Raw genomic sequence first — 25,288 nt, 5'->3', positions numbered from 1 at the left:
CGGCGACCATGCGCGAGCAGACCGTGCAGAGCACGAACGAGCCCGGCCGGGGCCCGGCCCCGGCGGGCCACGGCGGCACCGGCGTGCTGGAGGGGTTCCGGCGGCAGGCGGCGCGGAACCCTTCCGCGACCGCGCTGATCGTCGGCGGCACACGGCTGACCTACGGCGCGCTCGACCGGGCGTCGGCGGCCCTGGCCGGGCGCCTGCGCCGACGGGGCGCCGGCCCGGGCCGGCTGGTGTGCGTACGGATGCGGCAGACCGCCACGGCCGTGATCGCCATGCTCGCCGCGCTGCGGGCCGGGGCCGCCTGGGCCGTCGTCGAGCCGGACCAGCCGCCCCACCGGCTGCGCGCGCTCCTCGCGGACACCGACTGCGCCGTCCTGGTCACCGCCGGCCCGGACCCTCTCCCGGCCGGCCTGCCGCACCCGCTCGGCATCCTCGACCTGAGCGACCTGAGCGACCTGAGCGACCTGAGCGACCTGGGCGACCTGGGCGACCGCGCGTCCGCCGGGCCGGTGGACGCGGGGGAGTCCGGGGACGCCGAGGTGCCCGAGTCGGCGCCCGTGTACGTCGTCTGCACCTCCGGGTCGACCGGCGCGCCCAAGGGGGTCATGGTGAGCCGGGCGCAGCTGGCCGCGTCCATCCACCCGCGGTACCGCGTGTACGGCACCGAGCCCTCCACGTTCGTCATGGCGATGCGCCTGTCCTTCGACGGCATGCTCGGCGGCATGTTCTGGTCGTTCACCGGCGGCCACACCCTGGTGCTCCCCGACGAGAAGGAACTGCGGCAGGTCCACGCACTCGCCGGGCTGGCCCGCCGGCACGCGGCCACCCACCTCATCGTGGTCCCCTCCTACTACCGCGCGCTGCTGGAGGAGAGCCGGCTGCTGCCGGAGACGTTGCGGCTGGTCGTGGTCGCCGGCGAGGCGTGCACCCCGGAACTCGTGCGCCGCCACCACCGGTTGCTGCCCGGCACCCGCCTCGTCAACGAGTACGGCCCCACCGAGACCACCATCTCCTGCACGGTCCAGCCCGACCCCGACCCCTCCTGGCCGCGCATCCCGATCGGCACGCCCTGGGCCGGGGCCGAGGCCCACGTCCTGGACGACCGGCTGCGGCCGGTGCCCGCCGGGGAACGCGGCGAGCTGTACATCGGCGGCACCTTCGTGGCGCTCGGCTACGCCGGGCAACCGGGCAGGACCGCGGAGCGGTTCGTCGCCGACCCGTTCGGCCGCCCCGGCGCGCGCCTGTACCGCACGGGCGACGTCGCGCAGGCCGACGCGTCCGGGGCCCTCCACTACCACGGCAGGACGGACGACCAGGTGAAACTCCGCGGCACCCGGATCGAACTCGGCGAGGTCGAGGCCGCTCTCGAACGTCACCCGCGGGTCGGTCAGGCCGTCGTCCTGCACGACACCTCCAGCGCCGACGAACCACGGCTCGTCGCCTTCCTGGCCCCCGCGTCGGCCGACGCCCCGCTGCCGTCGTGGCCGGACCTGCGCACGCACTGCGCCGAGTACCTCGTCGCCCAGGCCGTCCCCGCCGTCTTCCGGGAGCTCGCCCGCATGCCCCTCAACTCCAGCGGCAAGGCCGACCGTTCGGAACTCCAGGCGCTGCTCCGCGACGATCCCGCACCGGACGGCGACCGGACCGGGGGCGCGGCGGACGGCGCGGACGCCTCCGACGACCGGGTGCGGGAGGTGGCACGGATCTGGGCCGAGGTGCTCCAGCACGAGCAGACCGGCCCCCGCGACAACTTCTTCGCGGTCGGCGGCAGTTCGCTGAAGGTGCTCGAACTCCACAAGCGCCTGGAGCAGTACTGGCCCGGCGCGGTGCGCGTCGGGGAGCTGTTCGACCTCACCACCATCACGGCCCAGGCGGAAGCACTCACGGCACGGCTCGGCGGGACGCCCGAGCCGGACGACGACACCCCCACCGCCTATGAGCTGTGAGGCGGACCCACCGGTGGCACCCCAGGCGACGAGCGAACGGGAAGGCGATATGAGCGGGACAAGCGCGACACGCGGCCGGCCCGGCATCGCGGTGATCGGCATCTCCGCCCGGTTTCCGCAGGCCGACGGCATCACCCGGTTCCGGGCCAACCTGCGCGCCGGCCGTGACTCCGTGCGCCCGATGCCGCAGGAGCGCAGGGAGGCGACCTGCCTGGACCCCGACGCGGTGTACCCGCAGATGGGCTACCTGGACCGGATCGACCTGTTCGACCACGCGTACTTCGGCCTGTCCCGGCGCGAGGCCGAGGTGACGGACCCCCAGCACCGCATCGCGCTGCAACTGACCCGCGAAGCCCTGGAGAACGCCGGCTACGCCGCCTCCCGCATGCGCGACTCGCGCACGGCCGTCGTCTTCAGCTCGCCCAGCAACGGCTACCTGCCGCTGGTGCGCGAGGTCGGCACCCTCAGCATGATCGGCAACATCCCTTGCGGGCTGCCCGCCCGCGTCTCGCACCTGTTCGGCTTCACCGGCCCCTGCTACGGCGTCGACACCGGGTGCAACGGCTCGCTGGTGGCCGTGCACCAGGCCTCCCGCGAACTGCGCGACGGAGACGCCGACTACGCCGTCGTGGGCGGCGTCAGCGTGCGCCACGTGATCGCGCCCGAAGCCGCCGTCGCCGCCTTCCCCGGCATCGCCTCGCCGACGGCGAGGTGCCGGGCGTTCGACGAAAAGGCCGACGGCGCCGGCGCCGGCGAGGGCGGCGCCGTGCTGCTGCTGACCACGGTGGACCGCGCTCTGCGCGAGGGCGCCTTCATCCACGCGGTGATCCGCGGCACCGCCGTCGTGCACAACGGACGCCACTCGGCCACCATCGCGACACCCTCCGCCCGGTCCCAGGCGGAGGCGATTCGCCGGGCCTGGCAGCACGCGGGAGCCGACATCGGCACCGCCGGCTACCTGGAGACACACGGTTCCGGGACCCGCCTCGGCGACGCCGTCGAAGTGGAAGGGCTGGCGCTCGCCCGTACCGGCGTTCCCGAAGGAGCCGGCGACCTTCCGGTCGGCTCGGTCAAGACCAACCTCGGGCACCTCGACCACGCGGCCGGCATCGCGGGACTCGTCAAGACGGTCCTGAGCGTCCGCCACGGCGAGCTGTATCCGTCGCTGCACTTCGACCGCCCCGCCGAGGACGTCGACCTGCGCGCCGCCCGCCTCGAGGTGGTCACGGACACGCGCAGCTGGCAGGCGGACGTTCGCCGCGCCGGTGTCAGCTCCTTCAGCCTCGGCGGCATCAACGCGCACTGCGTCGTGGAGCAGCCGCCCGCGGCGACCGGCGCAGGCGGCCCGTCCCGGCCGTCGCGGGCGGACCGCGCACGGCGACTCGTCGGCGTGTCCGCCCGCACCGCCGACGACCTCGTGCTCCTCTGCGAGCGCCTGTCGCTCGTGCTGCGCGACGAGAACCCGCCGCTGGACGACGTGGCGCGCACCCTCAACGAGGGGCGCGACCACCACCCTCACCGCCGGAGCGTGGTGGCGGGCACGACCGCCGAACTGGCGACGCAGCTCGCCGCGCACGCCCTCTGGACGCGTCTGGACGCGACGGAGGACGAGGGCGCGCCGGGTGACGGACGGGAGCCGGGGAGCGGCACCGGGGGGCGGGCCGACGGTTCCGGATCCTCCGCCCCGCCCCGCGTGGTGCTGCTCCTCTCCGGCGACGCCACCGGTCTGCCCGACGGTCCCGGGGGAGCGCTGCCGGACGGACTGCCGCTGCCGCCCGGCCCGGCGGAGCGCGTGCGCGGCCAGCTCGCCGCTCACGCCGCGCTGACCGCGGCCGGTGTGCGGCCGGCCGGGCTGATGAGTTCGGGCGTCTCCCGGTACGCGGCGCGCCACCTCCAGGGCCGGCTGACGGCCGAGGACACCGCCGCGCTGCGGCGTGCCCGCGACACCGGGTCCGGAGACGGGTCCGGCGAGTCCGGCGACGCCTTCGGCGGCCCGGTGCGGCCGGAGCGGCTGCGCGCCGCGGTCGAGGAGCAACTCGCCGCAGGTCCGGTGGTCTTCGTGGAGCCGGCGGCGCACGGGGAGATCAGCGACCTGCTCCGGGACCAGCTCGCCGGCCGTACGGACGCACGAGTGGTCCGGCTGGGTGCGGACGCCGAGGACGTCCTGGGGGTGCTCGGCCACCTCTACGAGAGCGGCGTCGACATCGACTGGTCCGCGCTCCGGCCGGACGCCGCGGACGAGCGGCCCGGGCCGGGACTGGTCCCGCTTCCGGGCCATCCCTTCCGCGGGGTGCGCTGCTGGGCCCGCCAGGAGGGCGACGTCATCCGCTTCGGACCGCCCGCAGAGCCGACCCCGGCGGCGTCCACACCGGCCGAGGCGGTCCCGCCGCCCCCGCCTGCCGCGCCCGTGGCGGGCCGTACCGTCTCCGTGCTGGCCCCCGCCTCCGCCTCGCCCGGCCGCGAGCCGGCCGACCTCCGCAGCGCCGAGACCGTACCGGAACCGGCCCGGACCGCGGCCGCACCGGAAGCACAAGCAGAGCCACAGGCAGAACCGGAACCGCAACCGGAGGCGGGGTCCGCCGTTCCCGGCCGGGCGGCCGAGACCGGTGCCACGGTGCTGCCGTGGCTGCGTGAAGCCATGGCCGCGCTGCTGTACGCCGAGGACGTGGCCGCCGACGCCGACTACTTCTCCATCGGCGGCAACTCGGTGATCGCCCTCCAGCTCGTCGAGCGGGTGATCAGCCGGTACGCCGTCGCGCTCAGGCTGGTCGACATCTACACCCACCCCGTGGTCTCCGACCTCGCAGACGCCATCGCCGCACGCCTTCCCGAGCCCTCCGGCGCCGCCGTCGAGCCTGCCGCCCCCGGCGGCCGCACCACGGCCTCGCCGGCCACCGACGCCGACGGACTCCACCGGCTGCCGCCGATCCGCCCCGGCCAGGAGCCCACCCTCTCCTACGGCCAGGAGCGGATGTGGTTCCACCACCAGCTGGACCCGGACACCCGGCTCTACAACCTGCCCGGCGCCACGCGCATGCGCGGCGAACTCGACCTGGAAGCCATGCGGCTGGCATGGGAGGACCTCGCCCGGCGCCACGAGGTGCTCCGCTCCAACTTCGTCGAGTCCGACGGCCGCCCCGGCCTGGCCATCCGCCCCGAACTGGGCGACTTCTTCCACGTGCTGGACGTCTCCGCGGAACCCGATCCGGAAGCCGCGGCCCGGGCCGCCGTCCGCGACGAGACCGACTGGGTGTTCGACGTGGCGCACGACCCGCTGGTCAGGGTCGCCGTCGTCCGCATCGCCCCCGGCGACCACCTCTTCTGCTGGACGATGCACCACGGCGTCAACGACGGGTGGGCCCCGCAGATCCTCATGGGCGAGCTGATCCAGTTCTACGAGGCCCGCTGCCAGGGCCGTGAGCACCGCCCTGAGCCGCTGCCCGTGCAGTACCGCGACTACGCACGCTGGCAGCGCGACCTGCTCGAAGGCGCGCTGCTCGACGGCGAACTCGACTACTGGCGCCGCAAGCTGGCCGACCCGCCCGCCCTCGAACTGGCCACGGACCGGCCCCGCCCGGCACGGATGGACTACGCGGGCGCCACCTACGGCTTCACCGTCCCCGCCGAGCTGGTGCGCCGGCTCCGCGCGGTGGGAAGCCGGGAGACCGCCACCCTGTTCATGGTCCTGCTGACCGGACTGAAGGTGCTGCTCTCCCGCTGGTCCGGGCAGCGCGACGTCGTCGTCGGCACCCCGACGATCGGCCGCAGCCGCCCCGAACTCTGGGGACTGCTGGGCTTCTTCAACAACACCATCGCCCTGCGCTCCGACCTCTCCGGCGACGTCACCTTCCGCGAACTGCTGCGCCGGGTGCGCACCGTGGTGCTGGAGGCCATGGAGCACCAGGAGATCCCCTTCGACCGGGTGGTGCGCGAGGTCGCCCCGGACCGCGACCCGAGCCGCAATCCGATCTTCGACGTGATGTACGTGCACCAGACGCTCCCGCCGGACTTCGCCCTGGGGGAGAAGACCACGTTCAACCCGGGCCGGCCCGGCGGCGGGGACGACGAGACCCCCCAGTTCCCCGGACTCCCGGCGGGCACCGCCAAGTTCGACCTCACCGTGGTCATGGCGGAGCGGCCCGACCACGAGGAGCTGGAGGTCGCCGTGGAGTACAGCACGCGGCTCTTCGACGGCGACACGGTGGCCGCCATGGCGCAGTCGCTGCTGGACCTGCTGTGGGCCGCAGCCGAGAACGAAGACACCGGCTACGACCGGTTGCCCGCCGGCCCACCGGACCGCCGCCCCGCCGCCGTCGGCGACCGGCCCGCCCCCGCGGCGGCCCGTCCGGAGCGGGCGTCACGGCCGGTCTCCGCCCCCGACGACCACGCCGTCACCTCGTGCCTGGAACTGTGCGGCGTCGTCGACGAGGACGCCCTGCGGGCGGCGTTCGACGACCTCACCGAACGCCATGAGGTGCTGCGCACCCGCCTCCCGGCGTCCCCGGCGCAGGAGCAGCGGGAGCAGCAGGAGCAGCAGGAGCAGCCCGCAGCACCGCGGGGCGGCGAGGGCCGCTTCCGCACGCTCGACGTCTCCCACCGCCCGCGCCCCGCCGCCGCGGCCCGGGAACTGGCCCGCACGCACGGCAGCACGGCGACCGACCCGGACACCGGCGCACCCGCACGGGCCCTGCTCGCCACCACCGGCCCGGACAGCCGTCTGCTGGTGGTCACCACCCACCGCGACGCGTACGACGGCGCCCAGCCCGGCCTGCTCTTCGGCGACCTGCTGGCCCTCTACGCCGCGCGCTGCGGCCGGGAGCCCGCGCCGCCCGCGCCCCCCGTCTCCTACGGCGACTACGCCCGGTGGCAGCGCGACCTGCGCGCCGACGGCCTGCTGGACGGACAACTCGCCCACTGGCGAGGGGCCCTGGCCGGCCTTCCCTCCGGGGGGCTGCCGACCGACCGGCCACGCCCGACGTCCGGCACCCACGCCTGCGCCACCCACACCGTCCGGGTGCCCTCCGACCTCGCCCACGCGCTGGCACGCGCCGGCACCCGGGAACGCCTGCTCGCGGGAATCGCGGCGATCACCGCCTGGCGCTCCGGCACCCACGAGACGGTCGTCGGGCTGGCGGAGGCGGCCCCCGACACCGACTCCACCGCCGAGGACCCGGACCGCCCCCGCCCCGGCGAGGCCGTCGGCCCGTTCGCCAACCCGCTCGCGCTGCGCATCAGCACGGCGGACGACCCCGGCCTGGAGACGCTGAGCCGGCGGGTACGTGCCGTCGTCGAGGAAGCCTCCGCGCACGCCGACGTGCCGTTCGAGGACGTCGTGCACGCGCTGCGGCCGCCCCGCGAGCCCGGACGTCCGCCGCTGTTCGACCTCACCTACGCCCACCACCGGCTGCCGAGGGACCTCGGCGCGGCGGCCGGCCTGGAGGTACGGCCCGGCGCGGGCGACGGGCGTCTGCTGCTGCCCGCAGCCACCGCCGGGCACGACCTCGCCTGGTCGGTGCTGGAAGGGCCCGAGCCCGGGGCCCTCACCGTCTCCGTCACCTACCGCACCGAACTCTTCGACGAGGAGACGGTGGTCGCCGCGGCGGCCGACCTGACGGCGCTGCTGCGCCGGGGGTGCGGCGAGCCGGAGGTGCCGCTGAGCGCCCTGTGGCTCGCCGACGACACCGCGTTCGCCGACTGACCTGCCCGACGGACCAGAAGGAGGCCCGCGACCGTGGGCGAACACCAAGACATCGAGGCGCCTGCACCGATCGGCGTCGTCGGCGCGGGGACCATGGGCGCCGGCGTGGCCCAGTGCTTCGCACAGGCCGGCCGGCCCGTGGTCGTCGTCGACCCCCACGAGGCGGCCCGCCGCGACGGAGCGGCCCGGCTGCGCTCCGGGATGCGGCTGCGGCGGCTGCTGGGCGGCGGCGGGGACACGTCCCCGGCCGACGCTGCCCCGGTCGAGTTCTCCGCCGAGCTGGGCGACCTCGCGCAGGCGTCCTTCGTCGTCGAGTGCGCGCGCGAACGCGAGCCGCTGAAGGAGGAGATCCTGCGCGAACTGGACCGGGTGTGCGGGCCCGACACCATCCTCGCGTCCTGCACCTCGGCCATCCCCATCGCCCGGCTGGCGTCCTTCACCGGCCGCCCCGACCGGGTGATCGGCACCCACTTCATGAACCCCGCTCCGGTCAAGGACGCGGTCGAGGTGGCGTGTTCGGCCCGCACGAGTGAGGAGACGCTGCGGCGCACCCGGGACCTGCTGGCGGCGATCGGCAAGAAGCCCGTCGTCGTGGGGGACGGGCCCGGGTTCGTCACCAACCGCGTCCTCATGCTGACCATCAACGAAGCCGCCGCGGTCCTCGACCAGGGAACCGCGGACGCGGAGACGGTCGACCGCGTCTTCCGCGAGTGCTTCGGCCACCCGATGGGGCCGCTGCGCACCGGCGACCTCATCGGCCTGGACACCGTCGTCGACACGCTCGACGTCCTCCGCACGCACACCGGGGACGCACGCTTCCGGCCCTACCCGCTGCTGGCCGGGCTCGTCGCCGACGGACGCGTCGGCCGCAAGGCCGGCCGCGGCTTCCACTCCTATCCGCAGAGCCCTCTTGTCGCACGGGGAGAGACCAGCCATGGCTGACCACCACACTGCGCGCACCGCGATGTCCGAGGCCGGCCGGGAGGCGTGGACTCCGTCCGCCGACGGCGGCCACGTCGCGGAGGTCGTGGAGATACGCGGCCCGCTCGACACGGCGGCCTTCGAGGAGTCCGTACGCACCGTGGTGCGCGAGAGCGACGCGCTGCGCATGCGCCGGGCCGGGCAAGCCGACGACTCCGACGGCCCCGGCGACGGACGTCACACCGCTCTCCGGCCCGACCCCGACGCCGACCTCCCCCTCCCCGTGATCGACTTCGGCGCCGACCCCGACCCGGAGTCCGCCGCCGCGGAGTGGGTGCGCGCCGAGACGGCCCGGCCCCCGGGAGAAGGGGAGGCGCTGTCGCGGCAGGCCCTGCTCCGCCTCGGCCCGGACCGCTTCCACTGGTTCCACCGCCACCACCCGGCCGTGCTGGACCGCTTCGGCTGCCACCTGGTCACCCGCCGGGTGGCCGAGGTCCACACCGCCCGGACCGAGGGATGGCCGCACCAGGAGCACGCCCTCCCTCCGCTGTCCCTGCTGCGGGACGAGGAACGGGAGTACCGCGCCTCCGACCTGCGGGACGCGGACCGCGACCACTGGCTGGCGCGGTACGCCGACCGCCCCGAGCCGGCGTCCCCGGCCACCGGGCCGGCCGGATCCGGTGCGGCCGACGGCGAGCCCGTCACGTCCCGCCCCGCGCCCCTCTCCGCCGAGGAGAGCGCCCGGGTGCGGGCGGCCACCCGGAGCACCGGCACCGACGCCGTCGCGGTGCTGGTCGCGGCCGTCGCCGCGTACGTGCACCGCCTCACCGGCAGCACCGACGTCGTCCTCGGCCTGCCCGTGGACGGCCGCACCACCCGCGCGTCCCGGCGCGTCCCCGGCGCCGCGGGCGACGTCGCACCGCTGCGCCTGACCGTGCGCCCCGGCACGTCGTTCACCCGGCTGGCGCGGCAGGCCGCCCGGGAGATCGCCGACGTCCGGCGGCACCAGCGGTTCCGTCACGCGGAGCTGTGCCGCGAACTCGGCGTCACGGGCGGTCCGCTGTACGGGCCCGTCGTCGACGTCCGCCTGCACGCCCAGGAGGTGCGCTTCGGCGACCACGCGGCCCGGGTACGCCGTCTCGGCGGCCCGCACGTCCCCGACCTGCGCATCGTCGTCGACGAGGACACCGCGGAGAGGACGCTGTCCGTCGCCTTCGTCGGGGCCGCCGACCGGTACACCGCCGCCGAGGCCGACGCCCACCGCGAGCGGTTCGCACGGCTGCTGGCCGGGGCCGCCGCCGAACCCGGGCGCTCCGTGGCCGCGTTCGACCTGCTCGGCGCCGACGAGCGGCGCTCCGCACTGGCCCTGAGCGACGGTGGCGGCAGCGCGCAGCGCCCCCGCACCCTGCTCGAGCTCCTCGACTCCGCGGCCGCCCGGCACGCGGACGCCGTGGCCGTCAGTGACGCCTCCGGCAGCCTCACCTACCGCGAACTGCACGAGCAGGCCAACCGGCTGGCCCGGCTGCTCGTGGCCCGCGGCGCGGGACCCGAGCGGACCGTGGGGCTGCTGCTGCCCCGTTCGGCCCGGACCGTCGTGGCGATGCTCGCCGTGCTCAAGTCCGGCGCCGCCTACCTGCCGCTCGATCCGTCCTACCCCGCCGAACGGCTGCGGTTCATGCTCCGCGACGCGCGGCCCTGCTGCGTGGTGACGGACACCGCAGCGGGCCACGACGACGCGCTCTCCGGCGCGCCGGCCCTCACCCTCGACGCGCCGGACACCGCCGCCGAGCTGCGCGACGCGTCCCCGGCGCCGCTCGCCGACGCCGACCGCCGCGCCCCGCTGCTGCCCGCGCACCCCGCGTACGTGATCTACACCTCCGGCTCCAGCGGCACGCCCAAGGGCGTGGTCGTCGCCCACCGCAACGCCGCCGCCCTGGTCGCATGGGGCCTGGCGGAGCTCGGGCCCCGGAGCCTGTCACACACCCTCGCGGCCACGTCGTTCAGCTTCGACGTGTCGGTCGCCGAGATCTTCCCCACCCTGGCGCACGGCGGCCGGGTCGAGGTCGTCCGGAACCTGCTGTCGCTCATGGACGGCGACCCGCCGCGCTGGTCGGGCGGGCTGGTGTGCGCGATCCCGTCCGTCCTCGCCAAGCTGCTCGACGGCGGCGACCTCGACCTGTCCGCCGCGACGCTCGCGCTGGGGGGCGAGGCGCTGCCCGCCCCGCTGGCCGACCGGGTCCGCGCCGCCCTGCCCGGCACCCGGCTGATGAACGTGTACGGGCCGACCGAGGCGACGGTGTACGCCACCGCGTGGACCGACGGGCCCGACCCCGACGGCCTGACCCCGCCCGTCGGCCGTCCGCTGGGCCACGTGCGCGCCTACGTGCTGGACACCGCGCTGCAGCCGGTCGAGGCCGGACGGCCCGGGGAGCTGTACCTGGCGGGTGCCGGGCTGGCCCGCGGCTACCTGCACCGGCCCGGGATGACGGCCGGCCGCTTCGTCGCCGACCCGTTCGGCCCGGCGGGGGAGCGCATGTACCGCACCGGCGACCTCGTGTGCCGGCGGGAGGACGGCCGGCTCGACTTCCTCGGCCGGATGGACGGGCAGGTCAAGGTCCGCGGCTTCCGCATCGAGCTGGGGGAGGTGGAGGCCGTGCTGGGCCGGCACGCCGACGTGGCCGAGGCGGTCTGCGTGGTACGGGACGACGCGGCCGGCGAAGCCCGGCTCGTCGCCTACGCGGTACCCGCCGGGCCGGCCGGTGCGGAGCCGGCCGCGCTGCGGGCCTGGCTGGCCGACCGGCTCCCCGCCCACCTGGTCCCCGCCCACGTCACGGTCCTCGACGCACTGCCGCGCACGCCCAGCGGCAAGCTCGACCGCCAGGCCCTTCCCGGCCCCGGCCCCGGCCCCGACTTCGCCGCGGCTGCCGGTAAGGCGCCCGCGGCCCTCCCGACGCCCGCGGAGGAACGCCGGACCGAGCCCGAGCAGCCCGAGCAGCCGGAACTGCGGTGGACGCCCGACCCGCAGGAGCGGGCGACGGCATCCGCCCAGACCGAGACCGAGACCCAGACCGAGACCCCCGCCGTGACCCCCGCCGAGGAGCCCGCCCCGGGGCCCACCTCCCGCGAGGAGATGGTCGCGGCCGCGTTCGCCTCGGTGCTGCGCGTCGCCGAAGTCGGTCCCGACGACGGCTTCTTCGACCTCGGCGGTGACAGCATCGTCTCCATCCAGCTGGTCAGCCAGCTCCGGAAGGCCGGTCTGGTCCTCACCCCGCAGGACGTGTTCGAGCACAAGACCGTCCGCGCCCTCGCGGCGGTCGCCCGCGAGACCGCCCGCTCGACGGGAGGCGGCGGTTCGTCCGGTACGGGCGACGTGCCGCTCACCCCGATCGTGCACTGGCTGCGGGAACTCGGCGGCCCCGTCGACGGCTTCCACCAGGCCGCCCTGCTCCAGGTTCCCGGCGGGCTCCGGGAGGACCTGCTGACGAAGGCGCTGCAGACGCTCCTGGACCACCACGACGCACTGCGGATGCGGCTGCACGTGTCCGACGACGGCGCCTGGCGCCTCGTCGTCCGGCCGCCCGGCTCGGTACGCGCCAGGGCCTGCCTCCGGCGGATCGACGTGTCGGAGCTGGACGGCGACTTCGCCGCGACGATCGGCCGGGAGGCGGCACGGGCCAAGCGGGAGCTGGACGTCCGCGCGGGCACGATGGTGCGGCTGCTGTGGCTGGACGCCGGTCAGGACACCCCGGGCCGGCTGATGCTCATGGGCAACCACCTCAGCGTCGACGGCGTGTCGTGGCGCATCCTGGTCCCGGACCTGTCGTCGGCCTATGAGGCGTTCGAGGCAGGGGACGAGCCGCGGCTCCAGCCGGTCGAGACCTCGCTGCGGCAGTGGAGCCGTGCGCTCTCCGCACAGGCCAACGAAGAGGAGCGGCTCGCCGAACTGCCGCTGTGGACCGACATGCTGGCGGCCTCCGGGCCCGAGCTCGCGAAGCGTCCGCTGGACCCGGCGCGGGACACCACCGCCCATGCGCGTTCCCACGTGCTCACCTTCGGTGCCGAACGCGCCCGGCACCTGTTCACCACCCTCCCGGCGGCCTTCCACTGCGAGATCAACGACGTGCTGCTCACCGCGCTCAGCCTGGCCGTGCGCCACACCCTGGGCACCGAGGGCGACGTGCTGATCGACGTGGAGGGCCACGGCCGGGAACCGGTCGTCCCCGGCGCGGACCTCTCGCGCACCGTCGGCTGGTTCACCAGCATGTACCCCGTGCGGCTGGCGCCCGGCGAGGCCGCGCCGGACGACGGACCCGCCCTGGGACGGGCGCTGCGGCGCATCAAGGAGCAGCTGCGGGCCATCCCGGACAAGGGGATCGGCTTCGGCATGCTGCGCTACCTCAACGAGCGGACCTCCGGCCGCCTCGCCGCCGCGCCCCCGAGGGACATCGGCTTCAACTACTTCGGGCGCTTCATGCTGCCCGCAGCCGCGGGGGAGCGGGACTGGGCTCCCGCGCCGGAGACCACCATGAGCGCCGGCGCCGACGCCGAGATGCCGCTCACCCACCCGCTGTCCATCAACGTCCTCACCCAGGACGCCGCCGACGGCACCGAACTGGCCGTCTCGTTCGTGTGGCCGGAGGGCGTCGTCGAGGAAGCGGTCGTGCGGCGCATCGCCGACGCCTGGTTCGAGGCCCTGGACGCGCTGTCGGCGTACGCGGCGCAGCCCGGCGCGGGCGGGCGCACGCCGTCCGACTTCCCGCTGGTGAACCTCGAACAGCGGGAGGTCGACGCGCTGGAGGAGGCGCACGCCGACCTGGAGGAGGTGCTGCCGCTGTCCACGCTGCAGGCGGGCATGCTCTACCACGTCCTGCTCGGCGAGATGGCCGACGAGACCGACGGCTGGGACGAGACGGACGGCTGGGACGGGACGGACCTCGCGGACGACGAGGGCCCCGGGGACGACGGGGTCCACCTGTACACGGTGCAGCTGGCGCTCGACCTGGAGGGCGCGGTGGACGCGGCACGCATGCGCGACGCCGGCCAGGCGCTGCTGCGGCGCCACGGCAACCTCCGGGCGGCCTTCGCCCACGAGGGGCTGCGCCAGCCCGTGCAGGTGATCTGCGGGGGGACCCGGCTGCCCTGGCGGGAGGAGGACGTCAGCGCGCTGTCCGCGGACGAGCGGGAGCGCGAGGTGCGGCGGCTGATGCGGGTCGAGCGGGGCCGCCCGTTCGACCCGGCCACGCCGCCGATGCTGCGCATGATGCTCGTCACCACGGGCGAGCGGAGCTGGACGCTGGTGCTCAGCACCCACCACATCCTGCTGGACGGCTGGTCGTTGCCGGTGCTGGTGCGCGAGCTTTTCGCGCTCTACCGCAACGCCCTGGAGCCCGCCGGGGACACCGCCGCCGGCCTGCCGGCGGTCACCCCCTTCCGCGAGTACCTCGCCTGGCTCCAGCAGGTGGACACCGCCCAGGCGGAGGCCAGTTGGCGTGAGGCGCTGGACGGGCTGACCACGCCGACCCGTCTCGCGGCCGACGAGGGCGGCACCAGGCCGCTGCCGCCGTCCCACGTGACGGCCGAACTCACCGAGGAGACCACCACCGCCCTGGTCGACATGAGCCGCCGGCACGGCGTGACCCTCAACACCGTGCTCCAGGCGTGCTGGGGCGTCCTGCTGGGCGGGACGACCGGCGGCGACGACGTGGTGTTCGGTTCGGTGGTCTCCGGACGGCCCGCCGAACTGCCCGGCGTCGAGACGATGGTGGGACTCTTCATCAACACGGTGCCGACCCGCGTACGGCTGAACGCGCGGGACTCGCTGGGCACCCTCTTCGTGCGGCTCCAGCAGGAGCAGACCCGGCTGATGCCGTACCACCACATCGGACTCGGCGACATCAGGCGTATCACGGACATGGGTGACATGTTCGACACCGTGATGGCCTTCGAGAACTACCCCATCGAAGGCGTGCTGGCCGACCCGGCGCCCGGGCTCACCCTCACCGGCGCCAGCGGCGACGACGCCCCGCACTACCCGCTCGGGCTCATCGTCTCGGCGCGGAGCGAGCGCCTCTTCCTCCGCTTCGACCACCGCCCGCACCTGATCGAGCGCGACCGGGTCAAGGACCTCGCCGACCGCTTCGTCCGGCTGTTGACCACGGCGGCCACCGACCCGGCGCGGAGCCTGGGCGACGTACGGGACGAGGAGGCCGGGGCGAAGACCGCCCGCACCGGCGGCGGGCAGCCGCCACGGACCGGGCGCGGCGACGCCCCGCTGACGGCTCCGGAACCCGCCGGAGGAGACGCCGGCGGCACCGGAGTGCTGCTGCCGCTGCGCGAGTCCGGGAGCAGGGCACCGCTGTTCTGCGTGCACCCTGCGGGCGGTATCGCCTGGTCGTACGCCGGGCTCACCACCTCGCTGGGCGAGGACCAGCCGCTCTACGGGCTTCAGGCGCGCGGACTGGAGGCGCCGGAGGTACTGCCCGCGACGCTGACGGAGATGGCCGCCGACTACCTGGCCCAGGTGCGGCGCGTGCAACCGGAGGGCCCGTACCACCTCCTGGGCTGGTCCTTCGGAGGGCTGGTCGCCCATGAGATGGCCGTGCAGCTCCAGCGCGACGGCGAGCGCGTCGGCCTGCTGTCGCTGCTCGACGCCTACCCGGCCGGTCCGCCGGCCGGCTCCGGCGAGGGCGGGGACGAGGACCGGGACGCGTGCCGGACCGAGGACGGTGCCGCACCCGCGGACGGCGGGGTCGGCGCGGTGCTGAGCATGGTCCTGGATCTCTTCGGCTACGACCAGGCGACCTGGGCGGGCGAGACGCTGACCTACCCGCGGTTCATGGAGATCACCCGTGACCGCACCGGTCAGCTCGCCCTGTTCGACGAGGCGCGCATCGAGGCCATCTGCCGCATCTCCCTCAACAACGGCATCCTGGCCCGCTCCCACACCCCCGGGCGGTTCGCCGGTGACGCGCTGGTCTTCACGGCCAGTGAGACCGACCCGCAGGTCGCGGCCGACCTGTGGCTGCCGTACCTGGACGGCGGCAAGCCCGAAGTCGTTCCCGTCGACCACACCCACGGTCGGATGGGACGGGCCGACGCCCTGGCCGGCATCGGCCGGGCACTGCTGCCGCGCCTGCGAGGGACGGGCGCATGAGCGTGCTCCCCTCCCCGGGCGCCGCACGGGAGGGGCACCCCGGGGTGCCCCTCACCACGGCACAGTCCGGCGTGTGGCTGGGCCAGGCGCTCGCGCCGCACTCCGCCCGCTACCACGTGGGGATCGGCGTCGAGGTCGACGGACCGCTCGACGCCGGCACGTTCAACACGGCGTTCCAGTGGACGATCGCCGAAGCGGAGGGACTGCGTGCCCGGTTCGCCGTCGCCTCCGACGGCGAACCCCGTCAGCACCTCGGCCCGTTGCCCGGCTGGGACGTTCCGTGCGTGGACGTCGGCGGCGAACCGGACCCCCGGCGCGCCGCCGGCGTGTGGATGCGCGCCGACCTGGCGCGCCCCTTCGACCTGGAGCGGGGACCGCTGTTCCGCGGTGCGCTGCTGAAGCTCTCCGGCACCCGCTCCTGCTGGTATCTGGGCGCGCATCACCTGGTGCTCGACGGCTTCAGCTCGTCCCTCTTCGCCCGCAGGCTCGGCGAGGTCTACGCCGCCCTGGAGGCGGGACAGCCGCCACCGTCGGCGGGCCACCTGGCGCCGCTGACGACACTGCTCGAAGCGGAGGCCGCCTACCGCGACTCGCCCGCGTACACCGCCGACCGCGCGTACTGGCTGCGGCGAACCGCCGACCGGCCCGACGCCGGCGACCTGCGCTGGAGCACCCCGTCCGGGCACGGGGAGGGCGACGCGCCCGGTCTCGCGCTGCGCCGTGACGCCGTGCTCCCGGCCGCCGCCTGGCGGGAGGTGCGGCAGCGGGCCCGGCGGCTCGACGTCCGCTGGCCCGCGCTGGTCGTCGCCGCCGCAGCCCTCCACCTGCGCGCCCGCACGCACACCGACCCCGGCGGCGACCGGCACGGCGCCGACGGCCACGGCGAGGTGACGGTGGGTCTGCCCGTGACCTGCCGGGCGGGTGAAGCCGTCCGCACGGCCCCCGGCATGCTCTCGAACGTGGTGCCGCTGCGCCTGCCGGCCGGGGCCGGCCTGCCCGTGCCCGACCTGGTGCGCGCGACCGACGCCGAACTGTCCGCGGCCCTCGAACACCAGCGGTACCGCATCGAGGACCTGCGCCGCGACCTCGGCCTGACCGGTGCCGGACCGCGCCGAGGGCCCGGCGGACGGCGTCTGTTCGCCATGACGGTCAACGTGCTGCCCTTCGACTACGGCGGGACGTTCGCCGGACGGCCCATGGTCATGCGCAACATCGCCATCGGCCCGGTCGAGGACCTGTCCCTCACCGTCCACCGCGACGGGCCGGGCGGCGGACTGCGCGTCGTCCTCGACGCGGACCCGGCCGGCTTCACCGGCGGCGAAGCCGCCGCCGAGGCACGCCGGTTCGCCCACCTGCTGCGCCGGCTGGCCTGCGCCCCCGACCTGCCCGCCGACGGGATCGATCCGCTCACCCCCGGCGAACGGCGGCTGTTCGTGCCGCGCCCCGCCCCGCCCTCTCCCGCCGCGCCCCCGCCCTCTCCCGCCGCACTCCCTCAGCTCGTCGAGCAGTGGGCCGCGCGCACCCCGGAGGCCCCGGCGGTCACCGCGGGGCGGACCGTGCTGTCCTACGGTCGGCTCAACGACCGCGCCAACCGGCTCGCCAGGTCGCTGCTGGACCGGGGAGCCGGACCGGAACGGACCGTCGCCGTCCGGCTGCCGCGCTCCGCCGACCTGGTCACCGCGCTCCTCGCCGTGGCCAAGACCGGTGCCGCCTACCTGCCGCTCGACCCCCGCTGGCCCGCCGAACGCCTCCGCACGATCCTCCACGACGCACGCCCCGTCCACACCCTCACGCCGGACGACCTCGCCGTACTGGACCGCGAACCGGCCCCGGCGGGCCCGGCAGGGCTCACGGACGCGGACCGCCGCCCAGCCCCGCCGGGCCCCGCGCACCCCGCGTACGTGATCTACACCTCCGGCTCCACCGGACGCCCGAAGGGCGTGGTCGTCCCGCACCACGCCGTCGTGTCCCTCCTCCGGGATGCGGCGGCCTCCTTCCGCTTCGGCCCCGACGACGTGTGGACGCTGTTCCACTCCTGCGCGTTCGACTTCTCCGTCTGGGAGATGTGGGGCGCCCTCGCCCACGGCGGCCGCCTCGTCGTGGTGGACCACGACGACGCCCGCTCCCCCCGCGCGCTGCTGGACCTGCTCGCCCGCGAGCGGGTGACCGTGCTCAACCTGACGCCGTCCGCCTTCCACGCGCTCGACCGCGCCGACGCCGAGGACCCCGGCCCGGAACGTGGCCTGGCGCTGCGTCAGGTGATCTTCGGCGGCGAGCCCCTGCACCCCGAACGCCTGCGGTCCTGGCGGCGACGGCACGGCGACGCCGCGCCCGCCATGACCAATATGTACGGCATCACCGAGACCACCGTCCACGCGACCCGGCTCGACCTCGCACCGCACCACCTCGCCGGGCGCGGGAGCCCGATGGGAACCGCCCTCCCGGGACTGCGGCTCCACCTCCTCGACCACCGGCTGCGACCCGTACCACCCGGCACGACGGGCGAGTTGTACGTGGCGGGCACCGGCGTGGCACGCGGCTACCTCGGCCGGCCCGGGCTGACCGCCGCCCGGTTCGTCGCCGACCCGTTCGGCCCTCCGGGCACGCGGCTGTACCGCTCCGGCGACCTGGCCCGGTGGCGTGCCGACGGCGGACTGGAATACGCCGGGCGGGCCGACGCCCAGGTCAAGGTGCGCGGCTTCCGTATCGAACCCGGCGAGGTGGAAGCCGCGCTCGCGGACGCGCCCGGCGTGGCACAGGCCGCGGTCGCCGCGAAGACCGGCCGCACGGGGGAGGAGGCCCGGCTGGTCGCCTACGTCGTGCCGCGGGACCACGGCGAGCCCGGGGTCGTCACCGAGTCCGGCGCCGTCGGCGAGTCCGGCGGCTGGGAGGCCCGGCTGCGCGCCCATCTCCGCGACCGGCTCCCCGACCACCTCGTGCCCACCGTTCTCGTCCGGACGGAGCGACTGCCGCTGACCCCCAACGGCAAGCTGGACCGTGCGGCACTGCCCGACCCCGGCGTGCGCCCCTCCGCCCACCCGGCACCGCAGCGGGCGGCGACGGCCGGGGAACGGCAACTGGCCGCGCTGTACGCGCAGGTGCTCGAGGTGGAGCGGGCGGGACCGGAGGACGGCTTCTTCGATCTCGGCGGCGACAGCCTCCGCGCGACCCGCCTGGTCGCTCGCGTGCGCGCCGAGATGAACGCCGACATCGACGTGCGCGACGTGTTCGCCCACCCGACCGTCGCCGCACTCGCCGCCCGCCTCCGCCTCCGCCCGGCCGCCCCGGCCGTGCAGCGGCCGGCGCCCGCCGCAGGCCCCCGGCCGCGCCGCGCCCCCCTTTCCCCGGCGCAGCGCCGCCTCTGGGCCCAGCAGTCCCTCACCGGCCCCGACCCGGCCTACAACATCCCGCTCGTGCTGCGCACATCGGGCCCGCTCGACGAGGCCGCGCTGCGCCGCGCGGTGCTCGACGTGGCCACCCGCCACGAACCGCTGCGCACCGTCGTCGCCACCCGCGGCGACCACCCCGAGCAGCACGTGCTCGACCCCTCGACCGCGGCCCTGTGGCAGCCCGAGGCCGTCACCGGCCCCGAAGAGCTGGACGACGCGCTGGCAGCGGCCGCCCGCCACGCCTTCGACCTGGAGAAGGAACCGCCGCTGCGGGCCCAGCTGTTCGCCTGCGGCCCTCGGCGACACGCCCTGCTTCTGCTGCTCCACCACATCGCCTGCGACGCGGCCTCGCTCGGACCGCTGCTGACCGACCTGGCCACCGCCTACACCGCACGACGCGCCGGCCGGCAGCCGGACTGGCCTCCGTTGCCCGTGCACTACGGCGACCACGCACGGCGGCAGCTCCCCCCACCGGAGCCCGCCGCCGGACTGGACCACTGGACCGCCGCACTCGAGAACCTGCCGCGGCGGCTCCCGCTGCCCACCGACCGCGCCCCGTCCCCCGACGGCGACGACGGAGCCGGCGACGGCGTGCCCTTCCAGGTGCCCGCCCGGGTGCACCAGCGCCTCGCCGACCTCGCCGCCGCCGGGGGAGCCAGCCTGTTCATGGTGGTGCACGCCGGCCTGGCCGCCCTGCTGACCCGCCTCGGCGCCGGCACGGACATCCCCGTGGGCACCGCCGTGGAGGGACGGGGCGACGTCGGCACCGACCGCCTCGTCGGATGCTTCGTCAACACCGTCGTCCTCCGCACGGACACTTCCGGAGCCGTCACCTTCCGCGAACTCCTCGCCCGCGTACGGGCGTCCGACCTCGCCGCCTTCGCCCACCAGGAGGTGCCCTTCGACCTGGTGGTGGACGCCGTCGACCCGGAACGCAGCGCGGCGGGACAGCCGCTCTTCCAGGTGATGCTCACCCTGACGCCTGCTCTGCCGGATCGCCTGGCCCTGCCCGGGCTGGACACCTCCGTGAGCGCCCTCGCCACCGGCACCGCCAAGTTCGACCTGTGCCTCAGCGTCCACGAACACCGCGACCCGGACGGGCAATGCCGCGGGCTGGACGGCCGGCTGGAATACCGCAGCGCCCTGTTCGACCGGGCCACGGCCGCGGCGATCAGCCGGCGGCTGGGGCTGCTGCTGGACCACGCGTCGGCCGATCCCGACGGGCCGGTCCACCGCCTCGACGTGCGGGACGCCGACGAGCGCCGTCTCCTGGCCGCGTGGGGCACCGGCGCGCCCCTGCCCGGCTCCGCCCGGTGCTCCGTGCCCGAGCGCTTCGCCGCACAGGTGCGCGCAGCCCCGGACGCCGTCGCGCTACGCGCCCCCGACACGACCCTGACCTACCGGCAACTGGCCGCGCGCGCGGCGGAGTTCACCAGGCGGCTGACGGCCTGCGGCGTGACCGCCGAGACGCCGGTGGCCGTCGACCTGGAACGCTCCACGGACCTGGTGGTCGCCCTGCTGGCCGTCCTCGGGGCCGGGGGAGCCTACGTGCCGCTCGACCCGCGGGCGCCCCGCGCCCGGCGGGAACGCGTCGTCGCCGAGTCGGCGGCCGCGCTGCTGGTCACCCGCGAGGGGCGCGACGGCGACCGGGCGTGGCCGGGCGGGCCCCGCGTCGTCGCCGTGAGCGCCGCCGCGGAACCGGCGCCCGCCGGAGCCGGGGCCACGACGGAGCCGGAACCGGCGCCCGCAGCGGACCCCGCCGCGCTGGCCTACGTGATGTACACCTCCGGCTCGACGGGCACCCCGAAAGGCGTCGCCGTCACCCACGCCGACATCGTCGCCCTTGCCCTCGACGGCGCCGCACCGGACCGGACGCCGCGGCGTACCCTGCTGCACTCCCCGCACTCCTTCGACGCCGCCACCTTCGAACTCTGGGGACCGCTGCTGACCGGCGGCACCGTCGTCGTGGCCCCACCGGGCGACCTGGACGTGGAACGGCTGGAACGGGTCGTCACCGAGGAGAAGGTCACCACCCTGTGGCTGACGGCCGGACTCTTCCACCTGGTCGCCCAGGAGAAGCCCGGCGCGCTGCGCACCCTCGAGGAGGTGTGGACCGGCGGCGACGTGGTCTCCCCGCCCGCGGTCCGCGCGGTGCGTCGGCACTGCCCGTCCACCCGCCTGGTCAACGGCTACGGCCCCACGGAGACCACCACGTTCGCCACCCGGCACACCCTCGCCGCCGGCGACGTGGAGCAGCCGCACGGCGGGTCCGGGATTCCCGTCGGGCGCCCCCTGGACGGCACCCGGGTCCACGTGCTGGACGACACGCTGCGGCCAGTCCCCGCCGGTGTGGCGGGCGAACTGTACGTGGCGGGCGCCGGGGTGGCCCGCGGCTACCTGCACCGGCCCGGCCTCACCGCGGAACGGTTCGTCGCCGACCCCTGCGGGCCGCCCGGGGCGCGGATGTACCGCACCGGCGACCTGGTCAAATGGCTCCCGAGCGGCGCCCTGGCGTTCCTCGGCCGCGCCGACGACCAGGTGAAGCTGCGCGGGTTCCGCATCGAACCGGACGAGGTGGCCGCCGCGCTGACCGGCCACGGCGGCGCCGGTCAGGTGGCTGTCGTGGCCCGGGAGGACCGGCCGGGGGAGCGGCGCCTGGTCGCGTACGTCGTCCCGGCCGAGGGAGACACGGTGGACTGGCCCGCCCTGCGGAGCCACGCCGAAGGGGTGCTGCCCGACTACATGGTGCCCGCTGCCCACGTGACGCTGGACCGGCTGCCGCTGACCCGCAACGGCAAGCTGGACCGGGCCGCGCTCCCCGCGCCCGACCCGGCCGCGCCCCAGCCCACCGGCACGGCTCCGGCCACGGACCGCGAGAAGGTGCTCTGCGACCTCGTCGCCGACCTGCTGCGCGTCCCCCAGCCGGGCGTCACCGACCGTTTCTTCGACCTCGGCGGCGACAGCATCACCGCCATCCAGCTGGTCAGCCGGGCGCGCGCCGCAGGTCTGCGGTTCACCGTCCGGGACGTCTTCAAGCACCCCACCGTGGCCGAACTCGCCACCGTCGCACGGGCCGTTGCGTCCGGGGGGCGGAACGCCCGCAGTGCGGACGGCGGGCCGGCGGCGCCCGCCCCCGAGGACGGCGGGCCGGTTCCGCTCACCCCGGTGATGAGCTGGTGGCGCGAACACGGCGGCGAGACCGTGCGGTTCAGCCAGTGCATGACGCTGCGGGCACCTCTCGGGCTCGACCGCGACCGGCTCGTCTCCGCCCTCCAGGCGGTCATCGACCACCACCCGGCGCTGCGGTTGCGCTTCGACGCCCCCGAGGGTCCGGCGGAGCGGACCGCGCCGTGGAGCCTCCACGTCCAGCCGGCAGGCGCCGTACGGGCCGAGGACTGCGTCGCCCCGACGCTCACCGCCGGTGCGGACGACGGCGAACGACGGCCCGCGGCCGTGCTCGCCCGTGCCACGCACGAGGTGCAGCAGGCGCTCGACCCGCGGGCAGGGCGCATGGTGGGGGCGGTGTACGTCGACGGGGGTCCGCACCGGCACGGGCGCGTCGTGCTCGCCGTCCACCACTTCGCCGTGGACGGAGTGTCGTGGCGCATCCTGCTGCCGGATCTGGCCGCGGCCGACGCCGCCCTCTCCTCCGGGCGGCGCCCCGAACCACCCCCGGCCGGCACCTCCCTCACCCGGTGGGCACGCCTCCTCGCCTCCCAGGGCGAGAACGGCTCGCGTGCCGGTGAGACGGCCCTGTGGACCGCCGCCCTCGCGGACGGGGCCGCGGAATGGGCCGACACCCCCGCGCACGGCGGCGGCGGGGTGGGCCGGCTGCGCGCACACCTGCCACCCGAGCGGACCCGCGCCCTGCTGACCGAGGTCGGTGCCGCCTTCCGCTGCGGTGTCGAACCGGTCCTCCTCACCGGCTTCGCCCTCGCCGTGGAGGAGTGGCGCCGCCGCCGCGGACTCGCCGAGGGGGACGTCCTCCTCGACCGCGAGTCCCACGGCCGTCCCGAAACGGACGGCGTCGACCTCTCCCGCACCGTCGGCTGGTTCACCAGCGTCCACCCGGTACGCCTGCCGCGGACGGGATGCGCCTGGAGCGACGTGCTGGGCGCCGGGCCGGCCCTCGGCCGCGCGCTGAAGGAGGTGAAGGAGAGGCTGCTGGCCGTCCCCGAACGGGGTGTCGGCTACGGCGTGCTGCGCTATCTCGACCCGCGGACCGGACCCCGGCTCGCCGGCCTGCCCACCCCGAAGCTCGGCTTCAACTACCTCGGCCGCTTCGCCGCGTCCGCCGAGGAGGACTGGTCGGTCACCGGCGACGCCCTCGGCCCCGGCGACGACGCACCCGCCGCCCCCGGCGACGCCCCCGCCACCGCCGGCGGCGCCCCCGCACCCCCCGGCGGCGCCCCCGCACCCCCCGGCGGCGCCCTCGCCCCCTCCGCCGGCGACGACCCGCAGCCGGACGCGTCCGCGCTGCCCGGCGGCCACTGCCTCGACCTCAACGCGCTGACGGCCGACGGCCCCGACGGGCCGGTGCTCAGCGCGGAGTGGTCCTGGACGGCCGGACTGTTCCGGACGAGCGAGATCCGGGAGCTGGCGGAACTGTGGTTCGCGGCCCTGGACGGGCTGGTCGCCCTGTCCGCCACCCCGCACGCCGGCGGACTCACGCCCTCCGACCTGCCCCTCGTGCGGCTGCGGCAGCCGGAGATCGAGCGGCTGGAGGCGGCGCACCCGCAGGTGACCGACGTCCTGCCCCTGACGCCGCTCCAGGAAGGGCTGCTCTTCCACGCGCTGTTCGCACCGCAGAGCCCCGACGTCTACCAGGCACAGTTCGTCGTCCGGCTCGGAGAGCGACCCGATCCGGACCGGCTGCGCGCCGCCTCGCGGGCCCTCCTGGCACGCCACCCCCACCTCGGTGCGGCGTTCGTGTACGACGGCGCGAGCCGGCCGGTGCAGGTGCTCTCCGGCGACGTGGAACCGCCCTGGCGGGAGGTCGACCTCACCGGCGTGGCACCCGGCCGGCGGGAACGCGTCTTCGCCCGTCTGGCGCACGCCGACCTGCGCCGCCGCTTCCCCCTGGACCGGCCGCCGCTGCTCCGGTTCACCCTGTTCGCCTGCGGCACCGACGACCACCGGATCGTGCTGACCAACCACCACCTGCTGCTGGACGGCTGGTCGATGCCGCTGCTGCTGCGCGAACTGTTCACCCTGTACGCCCACCGCGGCGACGCCGGAGCGCTGCCCCCGGTCACGCCCTACCGGTACCACCTGGCCGCCCTCGCGGAGCTGGACCGGGACGCGGCGCGCGAGGCCTGGCGGGGGGAGCTGTCCGGGATCGCGGAGTCGGCCGGGCTGACCTCCGGCGCGGCCGGCGTGGGGACGCTCCCGCCCCAGTCGATGCCCCTCGTCCTCGCCGATCCGCCGGCGGACGCCCTGCGACGTGCGGCGTCCCGGGAGGGCCTCACCCTCGGCAACCTGCTGCTGGCCGCCTGGGCGATGGTCCTGGCCCGCCGTGCCGGGGCACGCGACGTGACCTTCGGCGTCACCGTCTCCGGCCGCCGGCCCGAAGTGCCGGGCATGGACGCGATGATCGGGCTGTTCATCAACACGGTCCCGGTACGGGTGGCGCTCGATCCGGAGGAGACGGTGTCCGGTCTGCTCCAGCGCTTCCAGCGGGAGCAGACCCGCATGCTGCCCCATCACCATCTGGGGCTGAGCGACATCCAGCGGCTGGCGGGACGCGAGCTGTTCGACACCCATGTGGTCTTCGAGAACTACCCCCTGGACGAGGCCGGGCTGCACGACGGCGCTCCGGGCCTCCGCGTCCAGGGGATCGAAGGACGGGACGCCGCGCACTACCCCCTCACGCTGGTGGCCTTCGCCGGCGAGGGCGGCCTGGCACTCCGGTTCGACCACCGTCCCGACGTCGTCCCCCGGGGCCGCGTCGAGACGCTGGCCGCCGACCTGGAGGACGTGCTGAGGGCCTTCGCCACCGCGCCGGAGCGCATGGTCCGCGACGTGCTGAGGGCGGATCCCGTCGGCCCGGGGGACGCAGGCGCCGCGCCCGTCCCGGTCCCCCGGACGGGTTAGGACCGGTGGCCGCTCCACGCGCCGCGGGGCGAGAGTGGCACGGGTGGAGCCGCTGCGCCACGGCCCGCCACGCCGCCCTGGA

The 25,288-nt window shown here is 75.9% G+C and carries 5 protein-coding genes; all 5 read left to right on the top strand.

The genetic code is table 11. From position 1 onward, the window contains the following. Window positions 1-8: 8 nt before the first annotated feature. Window positions 9-1,952, top strand: a complete 1,944-nt coding sequence (locus tag RM572_RS01945; protein WP_311671499.1) for a non-ribosomal peptide synthetase — start codon at window positions 9-11, stop codon at window positions 1,950-1,952. A gap of 49 nt (window positions 1,953-2,001) precedes the next feature. Then, entirely contained in the window at window positions 2,002-7,650 is a 5,649-nt protein-coding gene (locus tag RM572_RS01940; protein ID WP_311671498.1) for a condensation domain-containing protein, read from the top strand. A 93-nt stretch (window positions 7,651-7,743) separates the two neighbouring features. After that, the gene (locus RM572_RS01935; protein ID WP_394813510.1) at window positions 7,744-8,592 is read left to right on the top strand and encodes a 3-hydroxyacyl-CoA dehydrogenase family protein; all 849 of its coding nucleotides are present in this window, start codon (window positions 7,744-7,746) and stop codon (window positions 8,590-8,592) included. Next, on the top strand, window positions 8,585-15,724 hold the full coding sequence (locus tag RM572_RS01930) for a non-ribosomal peptide synthetase (protein ID WP_311671496.1): 7,140 nt from the start codon (window positions 8,585-8,587) through the stop codon (window positions 15,722-15,724). The genes RM572_RS01935 and RM572_RS01930 overlap by 8 nt, the downstream gene beginning before the upstream one ends. Next, a complete protein-coding gene (locus tag RM572_RS01925) occupies window positions 15,721-25,206 on the top strand; it encodes a non-ribosomal peptide synthetase (protein ID WP_311671495.1) in 9,486 nt (3,161 codons plus the stop codon). The genes RM572_RS01930 and RM572_RS01925 overlap by 4 nt, the downstream gene beginning before the upstream one ends. The last annotated feature ends 82 nt before the right edge of the window (window positions 25,207-25,288 follow it).

Origin of the sequence: Streptomyces hazeniae (assembly GCF_031845485.1) — a bacterium.
GTDB classification, from domain to species: domain Bacteria; phylum Actinomycetota; class Actinomycetes; order Streptomycetales; family Streptomycetaceae; genus Streptomyces; species Streptomyces hazeniae.
Note: the sequence above shows the minus strand (reverse complement) of the source record. Positions and strands in the feature narration are given on the sequence as shown.